Here is a 24,834-nt window from a genome sequence, read left to right on the forward strand (position 1 = left end):
TGTTCGACGACGTCATCTGGGTCCGGAAGGCGAAGGTCGAGCACGCCGCGTTCGTCCAGGTCCTGCAGGAGCGGGGCGTCGAGGTCTTCGACGCCGAGGACCTGCTCCTGCAGACGCTGGAGGTGCCCGCGGGCAAGGACTGGGTCGTGGAACAGGTGCTGAACGAGCGCCGCGTCGGCCAGCAGCTCGCCCGCCGGGGCCGCGAGTGGGTGCAGGGCGCGAGCGCCCGCGACGTGTCGAACTTCCTCATCGGCGGCATGACCAAGGAGGAGGTCGACGACGGCGCCGGCCTGTTCTACGACTCGTCCAGCCCGATGGCGATGATGCTGCCGCCGCTGCCGAACTTCCTCTTCCAGCGCGACCCGTCGTCGTGGATCTACGGTGGCGTGACGATCAACCCGATGACGAAGCCGGCGCGGCAGCCGGAGACGGCGATCATGGAGGCGATCTACCGCTTCCACCCGATGTTCGCCGCCGACGGCGGCGTCGACGTGTGGTTCGGCGGGGTCGAGCAGGACTGGGGCGCGTGCACGATCGAGGGCGGTGACGTCCAGACGATCGGCAACGGCGCGGTGATGATCGGGATGGGCGAGCGGACGACGCCGCAGTCCGTCGGGATCCTCGCCCGGACCCTCTTCGATGCGGGCGCGGCGACGCTGGTGCTCGCCGTCCAGCTGCCGCCGTCGCGCTCCTACATGCACCTCGACACGGTGCTGACGATGGTCGACCGCGACGTGGTGACGCTCTACCCGGCGGTCGTGAACGAGGGCGTCCGGATCTGGACCCTGCGCCCGGGCGGCGAGGGGGAGCTGCCGGTGGTCGAGGCCTACGACGGCACGATCCTCGACGCGATGGAGATGGCGCTGGAGGTCGAGCGCCTGCGCGTCGTCCCGACCGGGGGTGACGTCGCAGGTCAGGCCCGCGAGCAGTGGGACGACGGCAACAACGTCGTCTGCGTCGAGCCGGGCGTCGTGATCGCGTACGAGCGCAACGTCGACACGAACGCCCGCCTGGAGCACGCCGGCATCGAGGTCATCACGATCGACGGCTCCGAGCTCGGCCGCGGCCGTGGCGGCTCGCACTGCATGACCTGCCCGATCGATCGCGAGGCGTAGGACATGTACAACCTGCGCAACCGCTCGTTCCTCAAGGAGCTGGACTTCACCCGCGAGGAGCTCGGCCACCTCCTCGCCCTCGCGGCGTCGCTGAAGACCGCGAAGTACGCCGGCACCGAGGTGCCCCGCCTCGCCGGGAAGAACATCGCGCTGATCTTCGAGAAGAGCTCGACGCGCACCCGCTGCGCGTTCGAGGTCGCCGCCCACGACCAGGGCGCGCACGTCACTTACCTGGACCCCACCGGCTCGCAGATGGGCCACAAGGAGTCGATCGCCGACACCGGCGCCGTGCTCGGGCGGATGTTCGACGCGATCGAGTACCGCGGCTCCGCCCAGGCGAACGTCGAGGAGCTCGCCGCCCACGCCGGCGTCCCCGTCTTCAACGGCCTGACGAACGAGTGGCACCCGACGCAGATGCTCGCCGACGTCCTGACGATGCTCGAGCACACCGGCAAGCCGGCCGACCAGCTCGTCTACGCCTTCGTCGGGGACGGCCGCTACAACATGGGCCGCTCGCTGCTGATCATCGGCGCCATCCTCGGCGCCGACGTCCGGATCGTCACCCCCGCCGCCCTGCGTCCGCCGGACGACGTGATCGCCCGGGCCCGCGAGATCGCCGAGATCTCGGGTGCTCGGATCACGATCAGCGACGACCTCGCCGACGTCCAGGGCGTCGACGCGATCCACACCGACGTCTGGGTCTCGATGGGCGAGCCCGACGACGTCTGGGCCGAGCGCGCGAAGGAGCTCGCGCCGTTCCAGGTCAACGCGGCCCTGATGGCCGCGACCGGCAACCCGCGCGCGATCTTCCTGCACTGCCTGCCGGCCTTCCACGACGCCGGCACCACCGTCGGCGCGCGGATCGCCGCGGCGACCGGCATGCACGAGGGCCTCGAGGTCACCGACGAGGTCTTCCGCTCGCCGGCGTCCGTCGTCTTCGACCAGGCCGAGAACCGCCTGCACACCATCAAGGCCGTGCTCGTCGCGACGCTCGCATGAGCGCGACCACCGGCGCACCGCCCGACGCCGGGCCCGGAGACGCGCACCGCACCACCCGCGTGGACACCGACGATGCTGCCGGGGCCGTCGCAGTCGTCGGCGTCCCCGGCACCGCGGACGCCCTCGAATCCGTCGACCCCGAGGAGGACGCCCCGCTCCTGCTCGCCCACCTGAGCACCCGCAGCGGCGGCCTCGACGAGCGCGAGGCCGCTCGGCGCCTGCTGCAGGTCGGGCCGAACGAGATCCGGCGCGAGACCGGCCCGCCCTGGTGGCGGGCCGTGGTCGACCAGTTCGTCCACCCGCTCGCGCTGCTCCTGTGGCTCGCCGCCGGACTCTCGCTGCTCACGTCGTCCTCCGCGCTGGCGGTCGCGATCGTCGTCGTGATCGTGCTGAACGCCGCGTTCGCGTTCGTGCAGGAGCGCCAGGCGGAGCACGCCACCGAGGCTCTGCGCGACCTGCTGCCGGCGACCGCGCGCGTCCGTCGCGGCGGCGCGCTCGTCGAGGTCGCCGCGACCGACCTGGTCCCCGGCGACCTGCTGCTGCTCGCCGAGGGCGACCGGCTGTCCGCCGACGCCCGGCTGATCGCCGGCGACGTCGAGGTCGACCTCTCGCCGCTCACCGGCGAGTCGCAGCCGGTCTCCCGCAGCGCGCGGCGCACCGGTCCGCCGGCCCCGCCGCTCGAGGCCGAGGACCTCGTCTTCGCCGGCACGCTCTGCACCGGCGGCGACGGCCAGGCCGTCGTCTTCGGCACCGGGATGCACACCCAGCTCGGCCGGATCGCCGCCCTGTCGCAGACCGTCGTCGCCGAGACCTCCCCGCTGCAGCGCCAGGTCAACAGCGCCGCCAAGCTCATCGCGCTCGTCGCGATCGGTCTGGGGATCGCGTTCTTCGTCGTCGGCCACCTCGTCGCCGGGCTCAGTCTCTCCGACGCCGGCGTCTTCGCCATCGGCCTGCTCGTCGCCAACGTGCCCGAGGGCCTGCTACCGACGATCACCCTCGCCCTCGCCGTCGGCGTGCGCCGGATGGCGAAGCGGAGGGCGCTCGTGAAGAAGCTCACCGCCGTCGAGACGCTCGGCTCCACCGACGTCATCTGCACCGACAAGACGGGCACGCTGACCGAGGGCCGGATGACCGGCACCTCGCTGTGGCAGGACGGGGTGACGGTGGCGATCCCGTCGGGGACGACCGCAGGCCCGGCCCCCGACCCGACCGGCAGCGCGGCATCGTCGGGCCCCGGGTCCGGTCGCCCCGGCCGCGGAACGGGGCGGACGCCCGTGACCGCCTCGGTCACCGAGCTCCTCCGCGCCGCGGTCTTCTGCAACAACGCCACCCTCACGCCCGACGGCGACGGCTGGTCGCGCAGCGGCGACCCGAGCGAGAGCGCGCTGCTGCTCGCCGCCGCGCAGCTGGGCGTCGACGTCCCCGCCATCCAGGACGCCCGCGACCACGACCGCCTGCGCCTCTTCGCCTTCGACGCGCGCCTGAAGCGGATGGCGACGCTCGATCGCGAGGCCGTCCCCGCCCTCGACGCGGACCACAGGTCCTCCCGTACCGGTGACGCCGCCCGCGGCGCCGTGCCGGCCGCCCCCCGCATCCACGCCAAGGGCGCCCCGCTCGGCCTGCTCGAGCGCTGCACGACCGTCCGGACGTCCGACGGCGGCGAGCGCCCGCTCGACGCCGCGGGCGTCGCCGCGGTCACGGCGGCGTTCCACGCCTACGCCGCGGACGGCCTGCGCGTCCTCGGGATCGCCGGCCGCGACGCGTCCGACGTCTCCCGCGACCGCGCAGACGACCGCGACCTCGCCGAGTCGGGCCTCTGCTTCCTCGGCCTGGTCGCCATGCGCGACCCGCTGCGCCCGCAGGTCCCCGCCGCCGTCGCCGACTGCCGGCGCGCCGGGATCCGGATCATCGTCATCACCGGCGACGACGGCCTGACCGCCGGCGCGATCGCCCGCGAGGCCGGGATCGTCGACGGCGACGACGCGCAGATCGTGACCGGCCCCGAGCTCGACGCGCTGGACGACGCGGGACTCGACCGGGTCCTGCGCGACTCGCCGCACCTGATCGTGGCGCGCAGCTCGCCCGAGGCGAAGCTGCGCATCGTCGACGGCCTCCGCGCCCAGGGCCACACCGTCGCGATGACCGGCGACGGCGTCAACGACGCCCCCGCCCTGCGCCGCGCCGACATCGGCATCGCCATGGGTGCCTCCGGCACCGACGTCGCCCGCGAGGCCGCCGACATGGTCCTCACCGACGACGACTTCGCGTCGATCGTCGCCGCGGTCAAGGAGGGCCGCACGGTCTACGACAACATCCGCAAGTTCGTCGTCTACATCTTCGCCCACGCGACGCCGGAGATGATCCCGTTCCTGCTCTACGCGCTGTCGGGCGGCAACATCCCGCTCCCGCTCACGGCGCTGATGATCCTCGCGATCGACCTGGGTACCGAGACCCTGCCGGCGCTGGCGCTGGGACGCGAGCCCGCCGAGCCGGGCCTCATGGACCAGCCGCCGCGCCCGCGGACCAGCGGCATCCTCACGCGGTCGATGCTCGTCCGCGCCTGGCTCTGGCTCGGGCTGCTCGAGGCGATCCTCGTGATGGGCGGCTTCTTCTTCGTCCTGCTGCGCGCGGGTTGGTCGCCGGGCGACGCCACGGGCGCGGGCAGCGGGCTGCACCACGCCTACCTCCAGGCCACGACGATGACCTTCGCGGGCATCACCATGTGCCAGGTCGGCACGGCGTTCGCGGCCCGCACGAGCCGCGCCTCGCTGCGGCAGATCGGGCTCTTCAGCAATCCGATGCTGCTCTGGGGGATCGCGTTCGAGCTCGTCTTCGCGACGGCCCTGATCTGGCTGCCGCCGCTGCAGGACGTGTTCCACACCGCCGCCCTCGGCGTCCCCGAGGTCGCGCTCCTGCTGACGTTCCCGTTCCTCGTCTGGGGCAGCGACGAGCTGCGCCGGGGCCGCGCGCGGCGGCGGGACGACACCGCGGTCCCCGCGTAGCCCCGAGCCGTGGGGCCACGGGGCCACGGGCCGCGGGCCTGCCGACCGATCGCCCTCCTCACGGGCGGCGCGGCGACCCCGTCGCGACTCAGGCGGTCGCGGCGGCCGGCTCCGAGGCCGCCGCCTCGTCCCCCGGCGCGCGCACGGCCGTCCGGGGGACGACGAGCACGCCACAGGCGGCGTCGCGCACCAGGCGCGAGCTGACGCTGCCCAGGAGGACCCGGCGCAGGGGGCCGTAGCCGCGGGAGCCGAGGACGAGGAGGTCCTCCCCCGCCGACGCCTCGGCGATCGCGCCGGCGGGGTCGCCGCCCAGCACCTCGACGCGCACGTCCGACAGGCCGGTGAGCCCCGCCGCGGCGGCGTCGAGCTCATCGCGCACCACGCCGCGGACGGTCGCGGCGTCGTCCCCCGCGTAGGCGCCGTACCACACGGCCGCCTCGCCGACCGCCCCCAGGATCGTCAGGCGGGCGCCGGCGTCTCGGGCGATCTGCGTGCCGGCGGCCAGCGCCCGGCGCGACTCGGCCGAGCCGTTGAAGGCCACGGCGACGCGGCCGATGCGCGCACCGGCGCGGTCCGCGTACCCGGCGGCGGCCACCGCGACCGCGCACGGGGCGCCGTGCAGCGTCTGCTCCGTGACCCCGCCGACCCGGACGCGCCCGAGCCCGTGGTCGTGGCTGCCGCCGACGACGATGGCCGTCGCGGCGAGCTCGTCGGCGAGGCGGTGCAGCCCGTCGGTCGGCGAGACGCCGCAGCACGCGACGAACGACGTGCGGGGCCGGGTGCCGAACGCGGCGCGCGCGGGCCGCAGCTCCGCTTCGGCGCGGTCGCGGAGCGTCAGGCGCCACCCCGACGCCGGACTCCCGATCGCCGTCGGCGGGTTGTAGCTGTAGGCGCGGGCGACGGTCAGCTCGGCGTCGCCTGCGAGGTCCGCCAGGACGACCCCGAGCGCGAGCGCGTCGCGGCCCCCGGCGTCGTCGCTGTATCCCGAGATGATGCGCTGCGTCATGGCCTGCTCCGTGGTCTGAGGTGCTCCGACCGTATGTCGCGACGGCGGTCCCGCCATCGGCAGGGCGCCACATCGCCGTCCGTACTCTCCCGCAGTCCGCGCGCGCTGCGGACAACTACCGGTGCCCCGGCGGAGCTCACCCGGATGGCCGGTCGCGCGGGCGGTCGTAGCTTCGGGGACGACCTGGAACCCCACCCCGAGGACCCCCATGCGCCACCACTTCATCGTCGGCTTCGACGGCACCGCCGGCGGCAGCGACGCCCTCGCGCTCGCGACGACGCTGGCCGACGCCGTGCCGCAGGACGCCGTCGAGATCACCGTCGCGTCGATCACGCCCCTGCACCCCCGCGGCCGGGGCGTCCCGGGCGCCGGTGCCGGCCACGCCGACGCGGTGCGGGACGCCGCCGAGGAGCGCCTGCGGGCCGCCCGGGACGCCTGCGCCGACCGGCCCGGCGTCTCGTTCGTCGTCCGGGCGGCCACCTCGCCGGCCCACGGGCTCCAGCTCCTGGCCGCCGAGCTCGGCGCCCGCGCGATCGTCGTCGGCCGGAGCCACACCGGGCCGCTCGGGCGGACGTTCGTCGGCAGCGCGACGGAGCAGACGCTGCACGGCGCCGGCTGCCCCGTCGCCGTCGCGCCCGTCGGCTACGCCGCCGAGCAACACGAGATCGCCACCGTCGCCGTGGCGTACGACGGGTCCGACTCGGCCGCCGCCGCCCTGACGTTCGCCACCCGGCTGGCCCGCGACCGGGACGCCGTCCTGCGCCTGGTCCGCGTGAACGAGCCGCTGCCGATGGCGTACGGCGGGATGGTCGCGCCGTACCCGGTCGCAACCCTGCGGGAGGACGCGCAGGCCACGCTCGACGACGCGGCCGGCCGCGTCGTGGGACTCGCGGTCGAGACGTCTCTCCTGGACGGCAGCGCCGTGCACGCGCTGTCGCAGCCCGGCGCCGGCGCCGACCTCCTCGTCGTCGGCTCGCGGGACTTCGGGCCCGTCGGCAGGATCCTCCTCGGCGCCGTCGGCGCCCGCCTCTCCCGGCACTGCCCGACGCCGCTGATCGTCGTCCCGCGGGACGCCGCCGCGACGTCGTCCGCCGCCGCGACCGGCGCCGAGGTCGCGTCGGTCTCGTGAGCTTCCGCCGCGTCGTCGCCGGCGTCGACGGCAGGCCCGCGTCGCTCGCCGCCCTCGCGGTCGCACGGCAGCTGGCCGCCCCGGACGCCGCGATCACCGTGGCCGGGGTGGCGGTGCTGCCCGCGACCCTGGCCGTCGTCGGGGGCGTGGACGACGTCTCGTTCGCCCGGACCGTCGCCGACCAGTCGCTCGACGGCGCACGCGAGGCGCTCGCCGACCGGGCCGGCACGACGTTCGCGACGCCCGACGCGGCCGGCGTCTCGGCCGGCCTGCACGGCCTCGCGATCGAGGACGGCGCCGACCTGCTCGTCGTCGGCGCGAGCCGCCACCACGGGATCGGCGAGGTGCTGCTCGGCAACGACGCCGAGGCGACGCTCCACGGCGCGCCGTGCTCGGTGCTCGTCGGGCCGGCCGGCCCCGCGCCCGCCGCGCTGCGCCGGATCGGCGTCGCCTTCGACGGGCTCCCCTCCGGCCGCCGCGCGCTGCGGGCCGCCGCCGCGCTCGCCGCCGAGCACGGCGCGGCGCTCGAGGTCCTGGCGGTCCTCGACACGCGCCACCCCTACGCGACCTACGGGACGACGGGCGGCTACGGCGACCCGCTCCCGGACGCCCGGGAGCTCCTCGACGCCGCGGTCGCCGAGATCCGCGGCGTCGTCGCCGTCGACCCCCTCCTGCGGTCGGGCGACCCGGTGCGGGAGATCCTCGACCTCGGCCGGGACGTCGACCTCCTGGTGCTCGGGTCGCGCCGGCGCGGGGCGGTGCTCCGCGTGCTGCTCGGCGACGTCGCCGGCAAGGTCGTCCGCCGGGCGGACTGCGCGGTCCTCGTCGTGCCCGACGGCGACGCGGTGCCGGGCACAGAGTCGCCGAGGTTCGGCTGAGCGCGCAGGTCCCGGTGGCGGCCCGCGATGGCCCGCCCGCACGGGCGGGGGCGGGCACCGGCGCCGTCCACCGCGCCCGTCCGGCGCCGCCGGACGGGGCCTTGCCCATCCGCCGCGTACCCCCGGCGCCGGGCCTGCCCATCCGCCTCAGGCTCCCCCGGCCCCGAGCAGCTCCGACCCGGCCGCGGCCCCGCCGTCCCGGGCCTGGAACGCCGCCAGCCAGGCGGACAGGCGGCCGCCGGCGATCTTCGTGGGCGGCCACCACAGCGGGGTGCCCGAGACGGCGGTGCGGATCGTGCCGTCGACGTGCTCGGCGCGCAGGTACAGCGTGTCCTCGCCGTCGAGCAGCGCGGCGCGCAGCACCGGCGGGTGCGGGGCGACGGCCGACAGGTGCTCCAGACCGAGGTGCCGCGCGACGTCCTCCGCGACGGCGTCGGCCTGCTGCACCGCGAAGCCTCCCTGCTTGACGACGTGCGACGCCACGTCCCCCGCGGCCCACACGCGCCGCTCGCCGCGCACGAGGCCCCGCGCGTCCACGAGGACGAAGCCGTGGGCGTCGCACGGCAGGCCGGGCAGCGACGGACCGACCGACCGCGCGAGGGCGACGACCGCGTCGACCTCGACGGCGCCCTGCAGCGGCAGCCACAGGCGGCCCTCGTCGACGGCGTCCGGCCACGTCGACGTCGTGACCCGGACGCCCCGCCGCGCCAGGAGCGCCGACACCGCGTCCGAGAACTCGTCGCCCGCGACGGCCATCGGCCGCACCTCGGCCGTCACGACCTCGACCGCCGTCGCCCCGGCCGGCGCGGCGTGCCGCATGAGCAGCGCGAGCTCGTACGCGGGCAGCGACCACGCGACGCCGGCGGGCACCACGACCGCGAGCCGTCCGACCGTCCCGGCCCGGACGCGCGCGGTGAGCGCCGCGAGGGCGGCCTCGTCGTGCGGCGCGCCGAGGGTGATCGCGCCGGGCAGGCCCTCGCGCGGCGACGCCCCGGTCGCGAGGACCAGCGCGTCGTACGGGATCCGGCCGCCGTGCTCCGTGAGGACCGCGGACTCCGCCGCGTCGACGGCCGTCAGCCGGTCGCACACGAGGCCGGCCCCCTGCTCGGCGACGAACCGGGCCAGGTCGACCGTGCGCCCGTCGTCCCCGGCCAGGCCCGCGTACGACGAGATCGGGCGGTGGCGGAAGCGGTCGGCGGAGCTCAGGAGCGTGGTGCGGAGGGTCCCGGCCGTGCGCTCGTGCAGCGCGAGCACGACCTCGAGCGCGGCCACGCCGCCGCCCGCGACGAGGACCCGAGGACGCGGGTCGGAGGGCGTCATGCCCGTGCCCCGCGCTCGGGCGCCGCGGGACCGAGCGGCATGCGGACGTGCCGGATCCCTTCGCTGGTGGTGGCCGTCTGTGCGAGCCCCGAGGCGGTGAGCAGGTCCCGCATGTCCCGGTTGTCGGGCAGGACCTCGGCGACCAGCTCGGCGTAGCCGGCGGCGCGGGCGCCGCCGACGAGGTGCGCGAAGAGCACGGTGCCGATCCCGCGGCGGTGGTACCCGTCGGCGACCTCGAACGCGACCTCCGCGGTCCCCGCCCCGGCCGGGACGCACATGCCGTGGCCGAGGACCTCGCCGCCGTCCGCGGACAGCGCCACGACGCCGAGGCGGGGGCCGTCGGTGTCGTCGCAGCGCGCCTCCAGGGCGGCGGCCGCGGCGAGGTTCGCGCCGCCGGTGAAGAAGCGCAGCCGGCGGGCGTCGCCGGTCACGCGCTCGAGCAGGCCGAGCAGCAGCGGCGCGTCGCCGGGCGTCACGTCCCGCAGCAGGATCGCCTGGCCGTCGGGGAGCGTGTGGCACGACGGGGGCGGCCCGCCCGGATCGTCCGTCGCGGGCGGAGGCGGTGTGGCTCGGGGGACGGCGGCGGCCTTCATGACGTGCTCCTCGGGGCGTGGCGCGGCGGGACGCCGGTGCCGATGGACGCAGGCTCGCGCGGACCGTCCTCCCCGCCATCCGTGCGGCCCCCGGGCTCCGGTGCGTAGTTCGTCCCCGCCGTCCGCCGGGAACCCCGCCCGGACTGCGGGCTCCCCCGGATGGAGCCGCGCAGGCCCCGTCCTACGGTGGAGGAGCGTCACCGAACCCCCTCCGAACCGGAACCCCATGACCACGCCGCTGATCACCGAGCACCCCGACACCGAGCGCCCGATCCGCCGGGTCACCGACGCCGCCCAGGAGCGCGTCCACCACGCCGTCACGGAGCCGGCCGGCTCGCCCCGTCGAGCGCCCGCCGAGCGCTACGCCTGGGCGCTGACCCGGATCGGCCTGGGCTGGCTGTTCTTCTGGGCCTTCATCGACAAGATGTTCGGACTCGGCCACGACACGACGTCGGGGCAGGCCTGGATCAACGGCGGCAACCCGACCAAGGGCTACCTCTCCAGCGCGACCGGTCCCCTCGACGGCCTCTTCCAGGGCATGGCCGGCGGGTGGCTCGTCAACGTCCTCTTCATGGCCGGCCTGCTGGCCGTCGGCGCCGCGCTGATGCTCGGCGTCGCCCACCGGCTCGCCACCCTCGGCGGCGTCCTGCTGGTCGCCCTCATGTGGGTCTCGCACCTGCCGCCGGACTCCAACCCGTTCCTCGACGACCACCTGATCTACGCCGCCGTCCTGGTCGGCCTGCTCTTCGCCGGCGCCGACCGCACGCTCGGCCTGGGCGAGCGCTGGTCGAAGCTCGGGATCGTCCGCCGCCTGCCGCTCCTGCGCTGAGCGGGCGAAGCGCCGGCGGGCCCCTCGTACCGGTGGTCGACCTGGTTTGACGGGACGTGGTCGACCGTTCCTCGGCAGGACCGAGGGAATCACGACCACGTCCCTTCCGGACGGATCGACGGTGCGTCTCAGACCGCGGTGCCGACCAGCGCACCGATGGCGTAGGTCGCCGCCATCGCCGCGACGCCCCAGGTCAGGACCCGCACGGTCGCGGGCCGGACCGGGGCGCCGCCGAGCCGCGCGCCCGTCGTCCCCAGGGCGGCCAGCGCCAGCAACGTGACGGCGACGATCGCCACGGTGCGCGCGCCGCCGCCCAGCCCGGCGGCGAGCAGCGGCAGGGCCGCCCCCGCGGAGAACGACGCGGCCGACGACCACGCGGCCTGCAGCGGCCGGGCCCGGCGCTGCTCCTCCAGCCCCAGCTCGTCGCGGATGTGCGCACCGAGCGCGTCGCGGGCCGTCAGGGCCTCCGCGACCTCCACCGCCAGCGCCGGGGACAGGCCACGCGCCTCGTAGATCACGGCCAGCTCGCGCAGCTCGCCGTCCGGATCCGTCGCGAGCTCGCGCTGCTCGAGGCGGACGTCGGCGTTCTCGGTGTCGCGCTGCGAGCTGACGGAGACGTACTCGCCGGCGGCCATCGAGAGCGCCCCGCCGACGAGCCCGGCGACACCGGCGGTCACGACGGCGCTGCTCGATGCGCCCGACCCGGCGACGCCGAGGACGAGGCTGGACGTCGAGAGGATCCCGTCGTTGGCCCCCAGGACCGCAGCGCGCAGCCACCCGGCCCGGTGGCTCAGGTGGTGCTCCGCCTCCGCGATCGCGCCTGAGTCCATGGGCGAACGGTACGGCCTGGGGGGAGTCGCCCGCCGGCACCCGGCCACCTCGCGGGGGCCACGCGGCCGCTCACCGGCCCGGCGGCGGCCCCGGGACGCCGTCACGCCCCGAGCGCCTGCCCGATCCGCGCCGCCTGGCGCGTCAGGTGGTGGCGCTCGGCGAGGTTCGTCGCCGACAGGGCGGCGTCCGCGTAGAGGCGCGCCGCGGCCCGCAGGTCCCCCGCCTGCTCGTGCAGGTACGCCGACGCGGCGGTGTGGCGGGGCAGGCCCGGATCGACCTGCGCGAGCGCCGCGAGGCCGGCCCGCGGTCCGTCGGCCTCCCCCACCGCGACGGCCCGGTTGAGCTCCACGACCGGGCTCCCCGTGATCCGCAGCAGCTCGTCGTACCAGGAGACGATCTGCACCCAGTCGGTCTCCTCGGCGCGCGGCGCGTCGGCGTGCAGCGCGGCGATCGCGGCCTGGGCCTGGAACTCGCCGAGGCGGTCGCGGGCGAGCGCGGCCTGCAGGATCGCCACGCCCTCGGCGATCAGCGCGGTGTCCCAGCGCGAGCGGTCCTGCTCGGGCAGCGGGACGAGGACGCCGTCCGGCGTGGTGCGGGCGGCCCGCCGGGCGGCGTGGAGCAGCATCAGCGCCAGCAGGCCCGCGGTCTCCTCGTCGTCGGTCATCGCGGCGAGCTGGCGGGTCAGCCGGATCGCCTCGGCCACGAGGTCGACGTCGCCGGTGTAGCCCTCGTTGAAGACCAGGTACAGCACCCGCAGGACCGTGCCGAGGTCGCCGGGCGTGTCGAAGCGGACGTCGACGACCGTGCGCTTGGCCCGGCTGATCCGCTGCGCCATCGTCGCCTCCGGCACCAGGTAGGCGTCGGCGATCTGCCGGGTGGTCAGGCCGCCGACCGCGCGCAGGGTGAGGGCCACCGCCGAGGCCGGGCTCAGCGAGGGGTGGGCGCAGAGGAAGAAGACCTGCAGCGAGTCGTCGGTGTCCTCGGTCGGGCCGGGCGTCCGCTCGAACTCGACCCGCTCCTCCCGGTCCCGCCGCGAGGACGCGGACCGGTGGGCGTCGAGGAACTTCCGCCACGCGACCGTGACCAGCCAGCCCTTCGGATCGTCGGGGCGGTGCTCCGGCCAGCTCAGCGCCGCCTGGAGCAGCGCCTCCTGCACGGCGTCCTCGGCGGTCGCGAAGTCCACTCCGCGATGCACGAGGACGCCGAGCACGGCGGGCGTCAGCTCCCGCAGCAGCAGCTCGCCCATGACCAGCTCCGCCCGCTCGGGTCAGTCGGCGAACTTGGGGCCGGCGTTCAGGAACGGGCGCAGCTCGAGCCACTCGTGGATCGGCTCGCCGTTCGCGCCGGGGGCGGCCGACAGCTCGCCGGCCAGCTCCAGCGCCCGGTCGTAGGAGTCGACGTCGATGACCATCCAGCCGGCGATCAGGTCCTTCGTCTCCGCGAACGGCCCGTCCGTGATCGGCGGCTTGCCGCCGCCCTGGGACCGGACCCAGGTGCCCTCGGGCGACAGCGCCTCGCCGCCCGCGTACTCGCCGGTCTCCTTGAGGCGGTCGGCGAAGTCGCGCATGTACTGGACGTGGTCGTCGACCTCCTGCGGCGTCCACTCGGACATCGGGACGTTGTTCACGTGCTCGGGGGCGCCGCGGTAGTGCTTGAGGAACAGGTACTTGGCCATGGTGGTTCTCCTTCGGTGTCGTGCGGTCGGGATCGCCGCATCTGTCCCTGGGACGGAGCCGCCGGGACGTTCTCGACATCGTCGGCGACATCTTCATGGAGAACCTGCGGTCGCGCCACCGCACGCCCCGCCGCGCGGGTCGCCCGCTCAGGCCGCCAGCGCGGCCGCCCCGAGCGCCAGGATGCGGTGCTCGTCCCGGACGATCTCGTGCCGCTCGACCTGCGGCTCGTCGCGCCAGACGACCTCGTCGGGCGCCAGCTCGGCGCGGTCGCGGGCGGCGCGCTGGTCGCTGGCGATCATCCACGCCTCGTTGTCCCACAGCGTGACGCCGGTGACGCACCCTCCGGGTCGGTCGACGAGGACGAACCGGTTCAGGCACCCGGACTCCTCGCCGGCGGCGGGCAGCAGCCCGCCCTCGAGCGCGTCGATCGTGGGCTGGATCCGCGCCGGATCGAGACCGTGGAAGCGATGGAAGCTGACGAACATGGGAGTTCCTCCTGGGTGTCCCCTGAACGTACGCCTGCCCGGCCGGCAGATGGGGACTTCTCGCGCGCGGGCCGGCGCGACATCCACGACCGCGGAGGACGTGTCGTGCGACCCCGGGGTGTTGCGGCCCTGGGGCGCCCCCGTGCGTCCGGTCGCACGTTCGGCGGCCGCGATCCCGGGTAGCCCCCAGGGAATGCCATTGGAACACCAGGACGAGCGCGAGACCGTCGCGGCCAAGCGCGAGAACCGTGGAGCCCACCACGAGGGTCCCGACTCCCCCACGCAGCTGCGGTCGACGAAGAAGGCGACGCTCGAGCGGACGTTCTCGGAGTTCCAGGCGGACAACATCACCGACTGGGCCGCGGCGCTGACCTACTACAGCGTGCTGGCGGTCTTCCCGGCGATCATCGCGCTGGTGTCGATCGTCGGCCTGGTCGGCAGGTCGGCGACCGACGCGCTGCTGGAGAACATCCGGGACATCACGCCGGGGCCGGCCCGCGACATCCTGACGTCGGCCGTCGAGAACATCGCGGGATCGCAGGGGCAGGCGGGGGTCGCGTTCGTCATCGGCCTGCTGCTGGCGCTGAACTCGGCGTCGGGATACATCGCCGCGTTCACGCGGGCGTCCAACGCGATCTACGAGGTCGAGGAGGGGCGGCCGATCTGGAAGCTCAAGCCGCAGCAGATCGGCATCGTGCTCGTCCTGATCCTCGGGCTCGTGCTGATCGTCGTCGGCGTCGTCGTCACCGGGCCGCTGGCGACGGAGGCCGGCAAGGTGATCGGCGTCGACAGCGACGCGGCCGTGCTCGTCTGGGACATCGCGAAGATCCCGGTGATCCTGCTGATCGTCTCCGGGATGTTCGCGTTCCTCTTCAAGGCGACCCCGAACGTCAAGCAGCCGGGGATCAGGTTCTTCTCGCCCGGCGGCGTCGTGGCGCTCGTCCTGTGGATCCTCGTGACCGCCCTGTTCGCGCTCTACCTCGGCACCGTCGCGTCGTACAGCAAGACCTACGGCTCGCTCGGCGGCGTCGTCGCGTTCCTCGTCTGGATCTGGCTGACGAACGTCGTGATCCTCTTCGGCGCCGAGTTCAACGCCGAGCTGCAGCGCTCCCAGCAGATCGAGGCCGGCGAGACGACGTCGCTCGACGAGCCGTTCCTCGAGCCGCGCGACGTCAGCAAGCTCGAGAAGCAGGCGCGGAAGGGGCGCGCGGACGACGACGCGGACCGGCGAGGCGACGACGGCACGGAGACCGCGTCGGAGGACGAGGCCGACCGGCGCACCCGCGAGGACGGCGATCGTGCGTCCGGCGCGGCCATGACGCCCGCGCGCGAGCCGGTGGCGCGCGCCGCCGCCCCGGCCGGACCCGTCGTCGAGCGCCGCACCGTCCGCCCGCGGCTCGAGCGCCTGCGCCGGATCGTCGGGAACGACCGCGGACCCGGTCCGCGCTGACCGCCCGCCGGCGCCGGGTAGCGTCGGGCGCATGACGCGGATCGTGGTCCTCGACGACTACCAGGGCGTGGCGCTCGGCCTCGGCGGCTGGGACCGGCTGCCGCCCGGCTGCGAGGTCGTCGCGATCGACCGCGCGCTGCCGGACACCGACGAGCTCGTCGCGGCCCTCGAGGGTGCGGAGGTCGTGATCGCGATGCGCGAGCGCACGCGCTTCGACGCCGAGCGGCTCGCCCGGCTGCCCGACCTGCGGCTGCTCGTGACGACCGGTATGGCCAACGCCTCGATCGACCTCGAGGCCGCGACCGGCGCGGGGATCACCGTCAGCGGCACCCGCGGTCGCGGGGGCGCGACGCTCGAGCTGACCTGGGGCCTGATCCTCGCCGTCGCACGCTCGATCCCGCAGGAGGACGCGAACGTCCGCGCCGGCGGCTGGCAGTCCACGGTCGGCCTGGAGCTCGACGGGGCGACCCTCGGGATCGTCGGGCTCGGCCGTCTGGGCGCCGCGATGGTCCCGGTGGCCAGGGCCTTCGGGATGGAGGTCGTCGCCTGGAGCCAGAACCTCACGCCCGAGCGCGCCGCCGAGGCCGGCGTCCGCGCCGTGACCAAGGAGGAGCTGTTCTCGACGGCCGACGTCGTCAGCATCCAGTACAAGCTCGGTCCGCGCAGCGTCGGCCTCGTCGGCGCCGCGGAGCTCGCCCTGATGCGGCCGACGGCCTACCTCGTCAACACCTCGCGCGGCCCGATCGTCGACACCCCGGCCCTGCTCGACGCTCTGCACGCCGGGAGGATCGCCGGCGCCGCGCTGGACGTCTTCGACGAGGAGCCGCTGCCGGTCGACCACCCGCTGCGCAGCGCGCCGCGGACGGTCCTCTCGCCGCACCTCGGCTACGTCAGCGGGGCCAACTACGCGGTCTTCTACCGCGACGCGGTCGACGACGTGCTGGCGTACCTCGACGGGACGCCGGTGCGGGTGCTCGAGGCGGCGTAGCGCGGGCGCGGCGCCGCCCCGGTCGGGCCCTCGCACCGCCGGGACGTCCGGTCCCCGCGGGCGGCGCGGTCGACCACCGCCGCGGCGCCACCCGTCCGTCAGGTCCCGCCTCGGTGCCGCTCGACGAGCACCTCGCCGCCGCGATCGGGAACGACGACGAGCAGGCTCCGGCGGGCGCGCTCGGACGCCGGGCGGACGGGCCGCAGCCGCAACTCGGCGGCGGCGCGCAGGACCTCGCGCAGCTCCAGCTCGGCGAACGGGGCGCCGGCGCAGCGCCGGACCCCGCCGCCGTAGGGGATCCACGGCCGCGGGTCGAGGTCCGGGTCCTCCAGCCAGCGCTCGGGGCGGAAGGCGCCGGCCTGCGGCCAGAGGTCCTCGCGGCGCATCGACAGCCACAGGCAGGCCGCGACCTGCGTGCCGGCCGGGACGCGGTGGCCGGCGATCGTCACCGGCTCGACCAGCAGCCGCGGGGCGATCGTCAGCGCGGGCCGGACCCGCAGGACCTCCTTGACGACGGCGTCGAGGTAGGCGGGGTCGCCGCCGCGCATCCGGTCCTGGACGTGCGGGTGGCGGGCGAGGCGCTCGAAGGCCCAGGCGAGCGTCGCGGCCGAGCTGTCGTGGCCGCCCATCAGGAGGGCGACGAGCTGGTCCCGGACGTGGCGGTCGGTCGTCGGGACGCCGTCGTGGTCGCGCTGCTGCAGCAGGACGTCGATGACGGCCTCGCCGCGCGGCCCGGCACGGCGATCCGCGATGAGTCCCAGGAGCATCGCGTCGAAGCGCTCGACGGCCAGGCGGAAGCGACCCCAGGGGCTCCGCGGGCCCAGGTCCTTCTGTACGACGGCCATCGCCAGCATTCGCGGCAGGCTCCGGACGTCGTCCAGCGTCTCGTCGATGGCGCGGCGCAGGTGGACGACGTCGTCGCCGTCGGCCGCGCCGAAGACCACGCACAGGATGATCTCCAGCGTCAGGTGCCGCGAGCGCTCCAGCGTGTTCACCCGGCCGTGCCACCGGCCGAGCTCGCGCTCGGCGAGCTCCGCGATCATCGGCGCCAGCGGCCGCATCGCGGCGCCGTGGAACGGCGCGCCCATCAACCGGCGCTCGCGCAGGTGCGGGTCGCCGTCGAGCACCAGGATCGAGTCCGCCCCGGCGAACGGCCGCAGGAACTCCCAGCTCTGTCCCGCCGGCGCGACCCTCGGGTCCAGGCGGAAGATCTCGCGGACGGCGTCGGGGTGCGAGAACAGCACCATCGGCTCCGGCGTCCAGTACGTCCGGATCGTGACGGGGTCGCCGAACCGCCGGTGCGTGCGCTGCAGGAACGCCCCGGGGCGGGCCATCCAGGCGAGCGTCTGCCAGAGCGCGGGTGCCCGCGGGCCGGGCGGCAGCTCCGTCCCGCGGCGCAGGAGCCCGGAAGGCCGGGGGCCCGTCGCCGGGATGCCGTCTGCCGTGCCGTGCGCCACGTGCCGACCCTAGGCCAGGACGGACCGCCCGGGGCGGCGATGCCCCGGCCCCCTCACCGCGCGGGCCCGATCTGGGAAGGTCGACGCATGGGGATCGAGATCGAGCGCAAGTTCCTGGTCGACGCCGACCCCGCCGAGCAGGGGCCGTCCGTCACCGCCGTACGGGCCTGGGCGATCCGGCAGGGCTACGTCACCCCGGCAGGCTCCGACCCGGAGGTCCGGGTCCGGCACGCGCGGCTCGTCGCCGTCCGGACCGGTGAGCCCGCGGACGGCGCGGTCGTCCGGCAGCTCACGACGAAGGCGTCGTCGGGCGACGGGCAGGGCGCGGTCACGCGGGTCGAGGTCGAGGTCGCGATCGACGAGGAGGAGTTCCGCGAGCTCTGGGACGTCACCGCGGGGCGCCGGGTCGAGAAGCTCCGGACGGAGTACGCCCTCGACGACGCGGCGGGGCGGCGGATCGCGTTCACCGTCGACCGCTTCCACGGCGTCCTCGGCGGCCTCGAGCTCGCCGAGATCGAGTTCGAGGACGGCGACGCGGCGCGCGCGTTCGTGGCGCCCGCGTTCCTCGGCGCCGAGGTGAGCGACGACCCGCGGTACCGCAACGCCGAGCTGGCCGGCGCGATCGCGCCGCCGTCCGGCCCGCCGCCCGTGCACGACGACGGGCAGGCGGCGGCCGCGGCGGCCGCGGCACCCGCGGAGCCGCCCGCCGGCGACGCCGCCGGGTTCGCGCCGCCCGGCACGGGGCAGCAGGAAGGCATGGCCTACAGGATCGCCCCCGACGAGCCGCTCGGCGAGGGTCTGCGGCGCAGCGCCCGCGACCAGCTCGAGGGGGCGGTCGACGCGCTCGAACACAGGTACGCGACCGACCCGGGCAAGGCGATCCACGACGCGCGCAAGCGGATCAAGAAGACGCGGGCGCTGCTGCGCCTGGCGCGCCCCGCCGTCGGCCGCGAGGTCGCGCGCCGCGAGAACGCCGCGCTGCGCGCCGCCGCGGCGACGCTCTCCGCCGCCCGCGACGCCGACGTCCTCGTCCAGACCGTCGACGACCTGGCGACGCGGTACGCCGGCCACCTCCCGTCGACGACGTTCGAGATCGTCCGCCACGAGCTCGGCGATCCCGGCGAGGAGCGCGCCACCCCGCCGGTCGCCGACGCACTCGACGGGCTCCGCGCCGTGCTGGGCCGGGTCGACTCGTGGCCGCTCGCCGGCGCGACCGACGCCGACGTGCTGGCCGGCGAGGGCGTCGCGTACGCGGCCGGACACGGCGATCTCCCGAAGCCCGGGACCCGGCCCACAGCGGAGGAGCTCCACGACTGGCGCAAGCGGGTGAAGGACCTCTGGTACCACCAGCTGCTGCTGCGGAGCGCCTGGCCGGCGGTGCTCGAGGCCCAGGCCGAGGAGGCCCACCACCTGTCCGAGGTCCTGGGCGACGACCACGACCTCTCGGTGCTGCGCGACCGACTCACCGGCGCGCCGCTCGACGATCCGGCCGCCGACGTCGACGGGCTGCTCGAGCTGATCGACCGGCGGCGCGGCGAGCTGCTGGACGAGGCGGTCGGGCTCGGCCGCCGGGTCTACGCGGAGAAGCCGGCGGCGCACGCGAAGCGCCTGCGCCGCTACGTGCGGGCGTGGCAGGCGTCCGCCGCCTGATGTTCCGCAAGGAGGACGAAGGCCGCGGCGGCCCGGTGTAGCTGCGGCGCCGCCGCGGCCCGCCCCGTGGACCGCGGTCACTTCTTCGCGTCGACCGCCTTGCGCAGCTCGTCCTTGGTCATCGTCGAGCGGCCGTCGACGTCCAGGTCCTTGGCCTCGTTGTAGAGCTGGTCCTTCGTGCGCCCCTTCGGGCCGTTCTTCCCGGACCGCTCGCCCCCGCGCTGACCGGGGCTCTTGTCCTCCGTCGACGACTTCGACGACTCCTGGGACTCACCGTGCTGCGCGCGCTCCTTGTTGACGGTGCGCGCCGCGATCTCCTCGGCCGTGGACTCGCTCTTGCCCTGGTCCTTCACGGACTCCTTGACCTGCTCGTACTGCCGGGCGCGCTTCGTCCCGGGCTTCACCCCGTTGGGCGGCATGGTGCTCTCCTGTTCGGTGGTGGACGCGACCCCGGACGGCGGCGCCGGCCGGGCATGGCCGCCGGGTACCCGCTGCGGCGGAGCGGATGCATCCCCGCCGTCCCGCCGTGGCGGGCGCGAGCGGCGGCGGACCCGTCCTGATCAGTCGGCGAGGAACTCCAACAGCGCGCGGTCGAACTCCTCGGCGTGGCTGACGTCCGCCCCGTGTGGCGCGTCGGCGATGACGTGCAGACGGCTGTCGGCGAGTGCCGCGTGCGTGCGCTTGCCGGAGCCCCCCGGTGTCGTCGACGTGCAGGTCCATGTCCTCGAAGATGCCGTGGTGGGCGGTGATCTCGGTCGTGCGGCCTCCGGTCGGTTCGGGTCCGGGGCGGGCCGGTGGACGCGCCGTCGGGCCGTGGGTACCCAGCAGCGGGGAAGGCACGCGGCGGTTCAGCCGTCTCGCAGCACGCGCAGCCGTCGCAGCCCCTGGTCGGTGGTGCCCTCGACGAAGCCGCCCACGGCGACGAACTCCCGCAGGTAGCGGACGATCTCCGCGCTGACGCGTTCGCCGGGGGCGAGCACCGGGATGCCGGGCGGGTACGGCGTCACGAGCTCGGCGGAGATCCGGCCGATCGCCGCGTCGGCGTCCACGAGCTCCGCACGTCCGAAGAACGCGTCGCGTGGCGTCGTCGCCTGCGCGGTCCGCAGCGCCGCACGGCTCGGCCACGGACCGACACCGGTCCCGGACCGGCCTCGGCCCTGCGTGTCGACGAGGTCCCGCAGCGCGCGCACGAGCCGGTCGACCTCCTCCTCGCCGTGGGCGAACGTCACCAGCGCCATGATCCGCCGGTGGTCGGCGAGCTCGAGGTCGATCTGCCGCTCGTCCCGCAGCCAGTCGTCGGCCGCATAGCCGGTCAGACCGATTCCTTCCGTCTCGATCAGGACGTGCGTGGGGTCGACCCCCGCGACGCCGGGCAGCCGCCCGAACCGCTCGACGGGGACCACGGGCAGCTCCGGCACCTCGGCGGCAAGCCGCCGGCGGAGGGCATGCGCGGAGCGGACCGCGCCCTCGAGCAGCGCTTTGCCCTCGCGGACGAACTGCCGCCGCGCGCCGTCGATGCTCGACAGCAGCAGCGTCGAGACGCTCGTGGACTCCTCGAGCTCGAAGCAGAGCTGCAGCCGCTCGGCGTCGATCCGATCGGAGCCGACGGAGAGGACCGAGGTCTGCTGGAGTCCGGTCAGCGACTTGTGGACCGAGCCGATGACGAGGTCGGCGCCCTGCCGGAGCGCCCCCTCCGGCAGATCCGGATGGCCCGACAGCGCGTAATCGAGCCCCCACGCGTCGTCGGTCACGAGCGGGACGCCGCGGTCGTGGCAGGCGTCCGCGATCGCCGCGACGTCCGCCGCGGTCCCGTAGTAGGACGGCGTGAAGATCATCGCCGCCCGGGCGTCCGGGTTGGCGTCGAGCGTCGCCGCGACGTCTTCGGCGGTCGGCCCGAGGGCGACCTCTAGGTCATCGTCGTACACCGGGTCGACCCAGGCGGGCCGGGCGCCCGAGAGCACGAGACCGGCGATCGCGGACTTGTGGCCGTTGCGGGCCATGACGATCGTCTCGCCGGGCCCCGCGACAGTCATGATCGCGACCCGTGCCGACATCGACGAGCCGTTCGTGGAGAAGAGCGTCTGCCGGGCCCCGACGGCCTCGGCGAACAGCTCCTGGGCCGTCGACTGGACGTGCCACGCGCGGTTGCGCGTGTCGACGCCGTGGCCGAGCGGCAGGTCGTAGCGGGCGGTGTCCGGTCCCGTCCAGCGGGCGAACTCCGGGCGGACCGTGCGCCCGCCGGAGTGGGCCGGGATGGAGAACGCCACCCGGTCCTGCGCCAGGTACGCCTCCATCGCGTCGGCGATGGGGACCGTGTCCTGGTCGTGTGCGACGGGGCTCCGGAGCCGGCCGTCCTTGTCGATGCCCACTGGTCCTCCTCGGGGTCGGTGGCGGTCGGCCGAACGGTAGCCAGCCGTGCGGGCGGACGGACCGAGCAGAGGCGGTTCCGAATCCGCGATCGTCGCGGCCCGACCGCTCCGCGGGACCGCCTGACGACCAGGCGCGGCGGCCACGGTCCCGCGGCCGCCGTGCCTACGGTCCGTCGAGGTCGAGGTCGACGTCGTCGGACGCGACGACGTCGGCCCGCATGTTGCGGGCCATCATCTCGAGCGCCGCGTCGGCGAGGTCCCGGTCGATGTGCGCCACCGCGTCCCGCGGCACGACGACCTGGAAGTGCCGGATGTACGCGTCGAGCGCGGAGTAGAGGATGCACTGCTCCGTCACCTGGCCGACGAGGACGAGGCGGCCGGCGCCCATCGTCTCGAGCAGGTACTCGAGCGGCGAGCCGTAGAAGACGGAGTGCCGCGCCTTGATCACCAACGGCGCCCCGGCGCGCGGAAGGATCCCCTCGAGGTCCTCGTCCGGGAGTCCCGCCCGCGCCAGGTCGGTCAGCTCGTCGCGCCCGGCGTCCCAGCGCCCGTGGTTGTCGTTGACGTGGAGGACGGGGACGTCGGCGTCGTCCGCCGCGGCCGCGAGCCGGCGGATGGGTCCGAGCACGGTCCGCGCGCTCTCGCGCAGGGGTTCCCCGTCCGGATGGTCGTAGTCGTTGAGCATGTCGACGATCAGCAGCGCGGTCCGCTCGCCGCGTCCGATCGGCGCCCGGGGGTCGTCGGCTCCGAGGCCTTCCATGCGGTCGTCGGTTCCCCCCTGGCGGGCTCCGAAACCACGCCGCGGCCGCCGTACGAGGCGGTGCACGCCGGGCGCCGTTCCGGGTAGCACGCAGGCACGATGGACTTCCACAACCTCTACGCCCATGGGTTCGCACGCGTGGCGGCCTGCACCGGCCGTGTCGCGATCGCGGATCCGGCCGCCAACGCCGACGCGATCCTGCGCCGCTGACCGTGCCGTGACTGTCCTTCGCCCTGCCGCTGCCCGTCCGCTGCGCCGTGGTGCTGGGCGAGCCGCCCGACGTCACGGCGGCCCTGGGTCGTCCGCCGCAGGACGACCGGAAGCGCGGCGTCGTGTGGGAGGCCGCCCGCCGGCGGGACCGGGAGGCCGTCGCCGCGGCGCGCCGGTTGCGGGGGCGGGACGGGCGGTGAGCAGCGGTCCGGTCTCGGCCCGCACCCCGACGCTGCCGGACGTCAACACCACCTCGCCGCTCTGTGCCTCGCTCGCAGCTCCGGCTCGAGGTCGCTGTGGTCCGCGGCCGCCGTTCGCGAACCTCGAGCTTCCGTCGTCCTGCAGTCAGGAGCTGGGGACCCGTCCGGCCGCTTCCGCCGTGGCCGCGGCGACCTCGAGCGCGCCGCACGACTCGGCCCGGCCCGGCGACCCGACGGAGGAGCGGTCGTTCACGAGCGCTCCGTCCCCAGGACGCGGGGCCGGCGCGGCGGCGAGCCGGCCGGGACGTGGTCTCGCCGCGTCGGATCGTCACCGGCCTTCGGCAGCAGCGTCCGCGTCCTCCTCGGCGGCGTTCGCGCGACTCGCCAGCCACGCGAAGCCCGCCAGCGCTGTGTCGTTGACCGCGCCGATCGCGCCGGCCGCTGCCACGACCCGTGCCGTCCGCGGCGACGCGACGTGCAGACCGAGCAACCCGAGCCCGACCCACGACCCCGTGCACCGCGCGCAGGAGAGCAGCTCGCGCAGGCGGAAACGACTCGGCGGCTTCGCCAGGTCACGGGCGGAAGGGCGCTCCGGTCTCGACGAGCTCCCGCCCGCGCTCGTAGTCCTCGTCGCGATCGTGCGTCAGCACCCCGACGAGCACGCCTGCGCGGCCGTAGCGCGCCGTGAACGTGCCGGCGCCGTGGTCCTCGACGACGACGGCGTCGAAGCCGTCGCCCCAGGCGACCTGCTTGAGCGTGCGGTCCCCGAGCGACGACCAGAACCCGGGCGCCTGCGCCCACGACTCGGTCGCCCCCGCGGCGTTGGCCCCGGCGATCCGGCCCATCGCGAGCGCCTCGCCCCAGTGTTCGACCGCGAGCCGCCGACCGGCCGCCGCGTTCTGTGCGAGCGCGACGTCCCCGGCCGCCAGGACGTCGGACGTCCGCGTCCACATCCCCGCGTCGGCCAGGACCCGGCCGTCCCGGGTCGGGATCCCGGCGGCCACGGCGAGGTCGGCCCGCGGCGCGTGTCCCGTGGCGAGGAGCACGACGTCGGACTCGAGACGCCCGTCCGCGGTGACGACGACGCCGTCCGGGTCGAGACGCTCGACCGCCGTCCCGAGCCGGAGCGTCACGCCCTCGTCCACCAGCCACGCGGCGATCCGGCGGCCGACATCGGCGCCCAGGCGCGACTTCTGGGGCAGCGCCTCCGGTGCGACCAGCGTCACGGCGGTCCCGCGGCGGGCGATCGACACCGCGGCCTCGCACCCGATGAAGCCGGAACCGACCACCACCGCCGCCGCGGACGAGGCCGCAGCGCCGCGCAGGTCGGTCGCCTGGTCCGCCGAGCGCACGACGTGGACGCGCCGGCCGGATCCGGACCCCGTCTCGGCGAGCGCCGCGCCGGCCCCGTCGATCGGCGGCGTGGCGACCGCGGAGCCCGTCGCCAGGACGCAGCGGTCGTAGCCGACCGTCGTGCCGTCGGCGAGGCGCACGACGTGCGAGCCGGGATCGATCGCGATCGCCGCCTTCCCGGGCAGGACCTCCACCGCGCGGTCCGCGTACCACCCCGGGCCGGAGATCGGCAGGTCGTCGGCCGACGACGCCCCGCGCAGGAAGTCCTTCGTCAGGGGCGGCCGCTCGTACGGCAGCCGGCCCTCGTCGCCCAGCAGGACGACGCGGCCGTCCCCGCCGGCGTCGCGGTAGCCCTCGGCCGCCGAGCGGCCGGCGGGCCCCGCCCCGACGACGATCAGCGCGGCGTGCACGCGGACCCCCCGATCGATCCTGCACCTCGCGCACCCGACAGCATGCGCCCCGGGTGCCCCGCGGGCCTCCGTCCAAACGCCGTAGGTCGCGGGCACCGGCGTTCGAGCAGGTGGCAGGGGCCCG

General features: G+C 75.6%; 22 protein-coding genes and 1 pseudogene. 9 read left to right on the forward strand and 14 right to left on the reverse strand.

What is annotated here, in order from left to right; all coding sequences use genetic code 11:
- From AB0L40_RS09685 to AB0L40_RS09695, 3 genes are all read left to right on the forward strand, one after another.
- A partial coding sequence (locus tag AB0L40_RS09685; protein ID WP_364352781.1) for an arginine deiminase occupies window positions 1-1,115 on the forward strand: 1,115 nt, incomplete at its 5' end.
- A 3-nt stretch (window positions 1,116-1,118) separates the two neighbouring features.
- Window positions 1,119-2,114 carry an ornithine carbamoyltransferase gene (argF, locus tag AB0L40_RS09690; protein WP_364352784.1) on the forward strand — a complete coding sequence of 332 codons (996 nt, stop codon included), beginning with the start codon at window positions 1,119-1,121 and terminating at the stop codon, window positions 2,112-2,114.
- The gene (locus tag AB0L40_RS09695; protein WP_364352787.1) at window positions 2,111-5,116 is read left to right on the forward strand and encodes a cation-transporting P-type ATPase; all 3,006 of its coding nucleotides are present in this window, start codon (window positions 2,111-2,113) and stop codon (window positions 5,114-5,116) included. Before argF ends, AB0L40_RS09695 begins: the two co-directional genes overlap by 4 nt.
- Window positions 5,117-5,204: 88 nt before the next feature.
- On the opposite strand, the gene AB0L40_RS09700 is transcribed toward AB0L40_RS09695, so the two are convergent.
- Complete coding sequence (locus AB0L40_RS09700) at window positions 5,205-6,122, reverse strand: universal stress protein (RefSeq protein ID WP_364352790.1); 918 nt, start codon at window positions 6,120-6,122, stop codon at window positions 5,205-5,207.
- 208 nt (window positions 6,123-6,330) lie between these two features.
- Between AB0L40_RS09700 and AB0L40_RS09705 the strand changes: the two genes are divergently transcribed.
- Complete coding sequence (locus AB0L40_RS09705) at window positions 6,331-7,251, forward strand: universal stress protein (RefSeq protein WP_364352793.1); 921 nt, start codon at window positions 6,331-6,333, stop codon at window positions 7,249-7,251.
- Window positions 7,248-8,129: a universal stress protein gene (locus AB0L40_RS09710; protein WP_364352796.1), complete on the forward strand. Its 882-nt coding sequence runs from the start codon at window positions 7,248-7,250 to the stop codon at window positions 8,127-8,129. Before AB0L40_RS09705 ends, AB0L40_RS09710 begins: the two co-directional genes overlap by 4 nt.
- 147 nt (window positions 8,130-8,276) lie before the next feature.
- Here the strand turns inward: AB0L40_RS09710 and AB0L40_RS09715 are convergent, their stop codons facing one another.
- Both AB0L40_RS09715 and AB0L40_RS09720 read right to left on the reverse strand, forming a co-directional pair.
- Window positions 8,277-9,449: an FAD-dependent oxidoreductase gene (locus AB0L40_RS09715; RefSeq protein WP_364352799.1), complete on the reverse strand. Its 1,173-nt coding sequence runs from the start codon at window positions 9,447-9,449 to the stop codon at window positions 8,277-8,279.
- Window positions 9,446-10,042, reverse strand: a complete 597-nt coding sequence (locus tag AB0L40_RS09720; protein ID WP_364352802.1) for a GNAT family N-acetyltransferase — start codon at window positions 10,040-10,042, stop codon at window positions 9,446-9,448. The genes AB0L40_RS09715 and AB0L40_RS09720 overlap by 4 nt, the downstream gene beginning before the upstream one ends.
- Window positions 10,043-10,268: 226 nt before the next feature.
- Between AB0L40_RS09720 and AB0L40_RS09725 the strand changes: the two genes are divergently transcribed.
- Window positions 10,269-10,871, forward strand: a complete 603-nt coding sequence (locus AB0L40_RS09725) for a DoxX family protein (protein WP_364352805.1) — start codon at window positions 10,269-10,271, stop codon at window positions 10,869-10,871.
- A gap of 128 nt (window positions 10,872-10,999) precedes the next feature.
- Here AB0L40_RS09725 and AB0L40_RS09730 read toward each other — a convergent pair whose 3' ends face one another.
- From AB0L40_RS09730 to AB0L40_RS09745, 4 genes are all read right to left on the reverse strand, one after another.
- Entirely contained in the window at window positions 11,000-11,701 is a 702-nt protein-coding gene (locus AB0L40_RS09730; RefSeq protein WP_364352808.1) for a VIT family protein, read from the reverse strand.
- A 101-nt stretch (window positions 11,702-11,802) separates the two neighbouring features.
- A complete protein-coding gene (locus AB0L40_RS09735; protein ID WP_364352811.1) occupies window positions 11,803-12,948 on the reverse strand; it encodes a DUF6596 domain-containing protein in 1,146 nt (381 codons plus the stop codon).
- Window positions 12,949-12,969: 21 nt separating this feature from the next.
- Entirely contained in the window at window positions 12,970-13,377 is a 408-nt protein-coding gene (locus tag AB0L40_RS09740) for a YciI family protein (protein ID WP_364352814.1), read from the reverse strand.
- A 147-nt stretch (window positions 13,378-13,524) separates the two neighbouring features.
- Window positions 13,525-13,863 carry a hypothetical protein gene (locus AB0L40_RS09745; RefSeq protein ID WP_364352817.1) on the reverse strand — a complete coding sequence of 113 codons (339 nt, stop codon included), beginning with the start codon at window positions 13,861-13,863 and terminating at the stop codon, window positions 13,525-13,527.
- A 193-nt stretch (window positions 13,864-14,056) separates the two neighbouring features.
- Here AB0L40_RS09745 and AB0L40_RS09750 point away from each other — a divergent pair, with 193 nt between their 5' ends.
- A complete protein-coding gene (locus tag AB0L40_RS09750) occupies window positions 14,057-15,313 on the forward strand; it encodes a YihY/virulence factor BrkB family protein (RefSeq protein ID WP_364352820.1) in 1,257 nt (418 codons plus the stop codon).
- A 31-nt stretch (window positions 15,314-15,344) separates the two neighbouring features.
- Window positions 15,345-16,301 (forward strand): D-2-hydroxyacid dehydrogenase family protein, encoded by a 957-nt coding sequence (locus AB0L40_RS09755; RefSeq protein ID WP_364352823.1) that lies wholly within the window; start codon window positions 15,345-15,347, stop codon window positions 16,299-16,301.
- Window positions 16,302-16,399: 98 nt separating this feature from the next.
- Here AB0L40_RS09755 and AB0L40_RS09760 read toward each other — a convergent pair whose 3' ends face one another.
- Window positions 16,400-17,758, reverse strand: a complete 1,359-nt coding sequence (locus AB0L40_RS09760) for a cytochrome P450 (protein WP_364352826.1) — start codon at window positions 17,756-17,758, stop codon at window positions 16,400-16,402.
- An 87-nt stretch (window positions 17,759-17,845) separates the two neighbouring features.
- Here AB0L40_RS09760 and AB0L40_RS09765 point away from each other — a divergent pair, with 87 nt between their 5' ends.
- Window positions 17,846-19,408 (forward strand): CHAD domain-containing protein, encoded by a 1,563-nt coding sequence (locus AB0L40_RS09765; protein WP_364352829.1) that lies wholly within the window; start codon window positions 17,846-17,848, stop codon window positions 19,406-19,408.
- Window positions 19,409-19,485: 77 nt separating this feature from the next.
- On the opposite strand, the gene AB0L40_RS09770 is transcribed toward AB0L40_RS09765, so the two are convergent.
- From AB0L40_RS09770 to AB0L40_RS09795, 6 genes and pseudogenes are all read right to left on the reverse strand, one after another.
- Window positions 19,486-19,827 (reverse strand): plasmid stabilization protein, encoded by a 342-nt coding sequence (locus AB0L40_RS09770; protein ID WP_364352832.1) that lies wholly within the window; start codon window positions 19,825-19,827, stop codon window positions 19,486-19,488.
- A gap of 141 nt (window positions 19,828-19,968) precedes the next feature.
- A pseudogene (locus AB0L40_RS09775) lies at window positions 19,969-20,115 on the reverse strand (alpha/beta hydrolase); the annotation flags it as partial.
- 141 nt (window positions 20,116-20,256) lie between these two features.
- Window positions 20,257-21,777, reverse strand: a complete 1,521-nt coding sequence (locus AB0L40_RS09780; RefSeq protein WP_364352835.1) for an aminotransferase class V-fold PLP-dependent enzyme — start codon at window positions 21,775-21,777, stop codon at window positions 20,257-20,259.
- A 163-nt stretch (window positions 21,778-21,940) separates the two neighbouring features.
- Window positions 21,941-22,537: an isochorismatase family cysteine hydrolase gene (locus AB0L40_RS09785; RefSeq protein WP_364352838.1), complete on the reverse strand. Its 597-nt coding sequence runs from the start codon at window positions 22,535-22,537 to the stop codon at window positions 21,941-21,943.
- A gap of 738 nt (window positions 22,538-23,275) precedes the next feature.
- Entirely contained in the window at window positions 23,276-23,584 is a 309-nt protein-coding gene (locus tag AB0L40_RS09790) for a DUF1360 domain-containing protein (protein ID WP_364352889.1), read from the reverse strand.
- The gene (locus tag AB0L40_RS09795; protein WP_364352841.1) at window positions 23,520-24,710 is read right to left on the reverse strand and encodes an FAD-dependent oxidoreductase; all 1,191 of its coding nucleotides are present in this window, start codon (window positions 24,708-24,710) and stop codon (window positions 23,520-23,522) included. The genes AB0L40_RS09790 and AB0L40_RS09795 overlap by 65 nt, the downstream gene beginning before the upstream one ends.
- Window positions 24,711-24,834: the final 124 nt, after the last annotated feature.

This window comes from Patulibacter sp. NPDC049589 (assembly GCF_040675535.1).
Lineage (GTDB): Bacteria > Actinomycetota > Thermoleophilia > Solirubrobacterales > Solirubrobacteraceae > Patulibacter.

Bases quoted from the DNA above. Each gene is read 5' to 3' on its own strand.
- AB0L40_RS09705 (WP_364352793.1), top strand. From the start codon at position 6,331: ATGCGCCACCACTTCATCGTCGGCTTCGACGGCACCGCCGGCGGCAGC.
- AB0L40_RS09695 (WP_364352787.1), top strand. From the start codon at position 2,111: ATGAGCGCGACCACCGGCGCACCGCCCGACGCCGGGCCCGGAGACGCG.
- AB0L40_RS09745 (WP_364352817.1), bottom strand. From the start codon at position 13,863: ATGTTCGTCAGCTTCCATCGCTTCCACGGTCTCGATCCGGCGCGGATC.
- AB0L40_RS09720 (WP_364352802.1), bottom strand. From the start codon at position 10,042: ATGAAGGCCGCCGCCGTCCCCCGAGCCACACCGCCTCCGCCCGCGACG.
- AB0L40_RS09755 (WP_364352823.1), top strand. From the start codon at position 15,345: ATGACGCGGATCGTGGTCCTCGACGACTACCAGGGCGTGGCGCTCGGC.
- AB0L40_RS09740 (WP_364352814.1), bottom strand. From the start codon at position 13,377: ATGGCCAAGTACCTGTTCCTCAAGCACTACCGCGGCGCCCCCGAGCAC.
- AB0L40_RS09725 (WP_364352805.1), top strand. From the start codon at position 10,269: ATGACCACGCCGCTGATCACCGAGCACCCCGACACCGAGCGCCCGATC.
- AB0L40_RS09750 (WP_364352820.1), top strand. From the start codon at position 14,057: ATGCCATTGGAACACCAGGACGAGCGCGAGACCGTCGCGGCCAAGCGC.
- AB0L40_RS09770 (WP_364352832.1), bottom strand. From the start codon at position 19,827: ATGCCGCCCAACGGGGTGAAGCCCGGGACGAAGCGCGCCCGGCAGTAC.
- AB0L40_RS09700 (WP_364352790.1), bottom strand. From the start codon at position 6,122: ATGACGCAGCGCATCATCTCGGGATACAGCGACGACGCCGGGGGCCGC.
- AB0L40_RS09730 (WP_364352808.1), bottom strand. From the start codon at position 11,701: ATGGACTCAGGCGCGATCGCGGAGGCGGAGCACCACCTGAGCCACCGG.
- AB0L40_RS09715 (WP_364352799.1), bottom strand. From the start codon at position 9,449: ATGACGCCCTCCGACCCGCGTCCTCGGGTCCTCGTCGCGGGCGGCGGC.
- AB0L40_RS09785 (WP_364352838.1), bottom strand. From the start codon at position 22,537: ATGGAAGGCCTCGGAGCCGACGACCCCCGGGCGCCGATCGGACGCGGC.
- argF (WP_364352784.1), top strand. From the start codon at position 1,119: ATGTACAACCTGCGCAACCGCTCGTTCCTCAAGGAGCTGGACTTCACC.
- AB0L40_RS09735 (WP_364352811.1), bottom strand. From the start codon at position 12,948: ATGGGCGAGCTGCTGCTGCGGGAGCTGACGCCCGCCGTGCTCGGCGTC.
- AB0L40_RS09765 (WP_364352829.1), top strand. From the start codon at position 17,846: ATGGGGATCGAGATCGAGCGCAAGTTCCTGGTCGACGCCGACCCCGCC.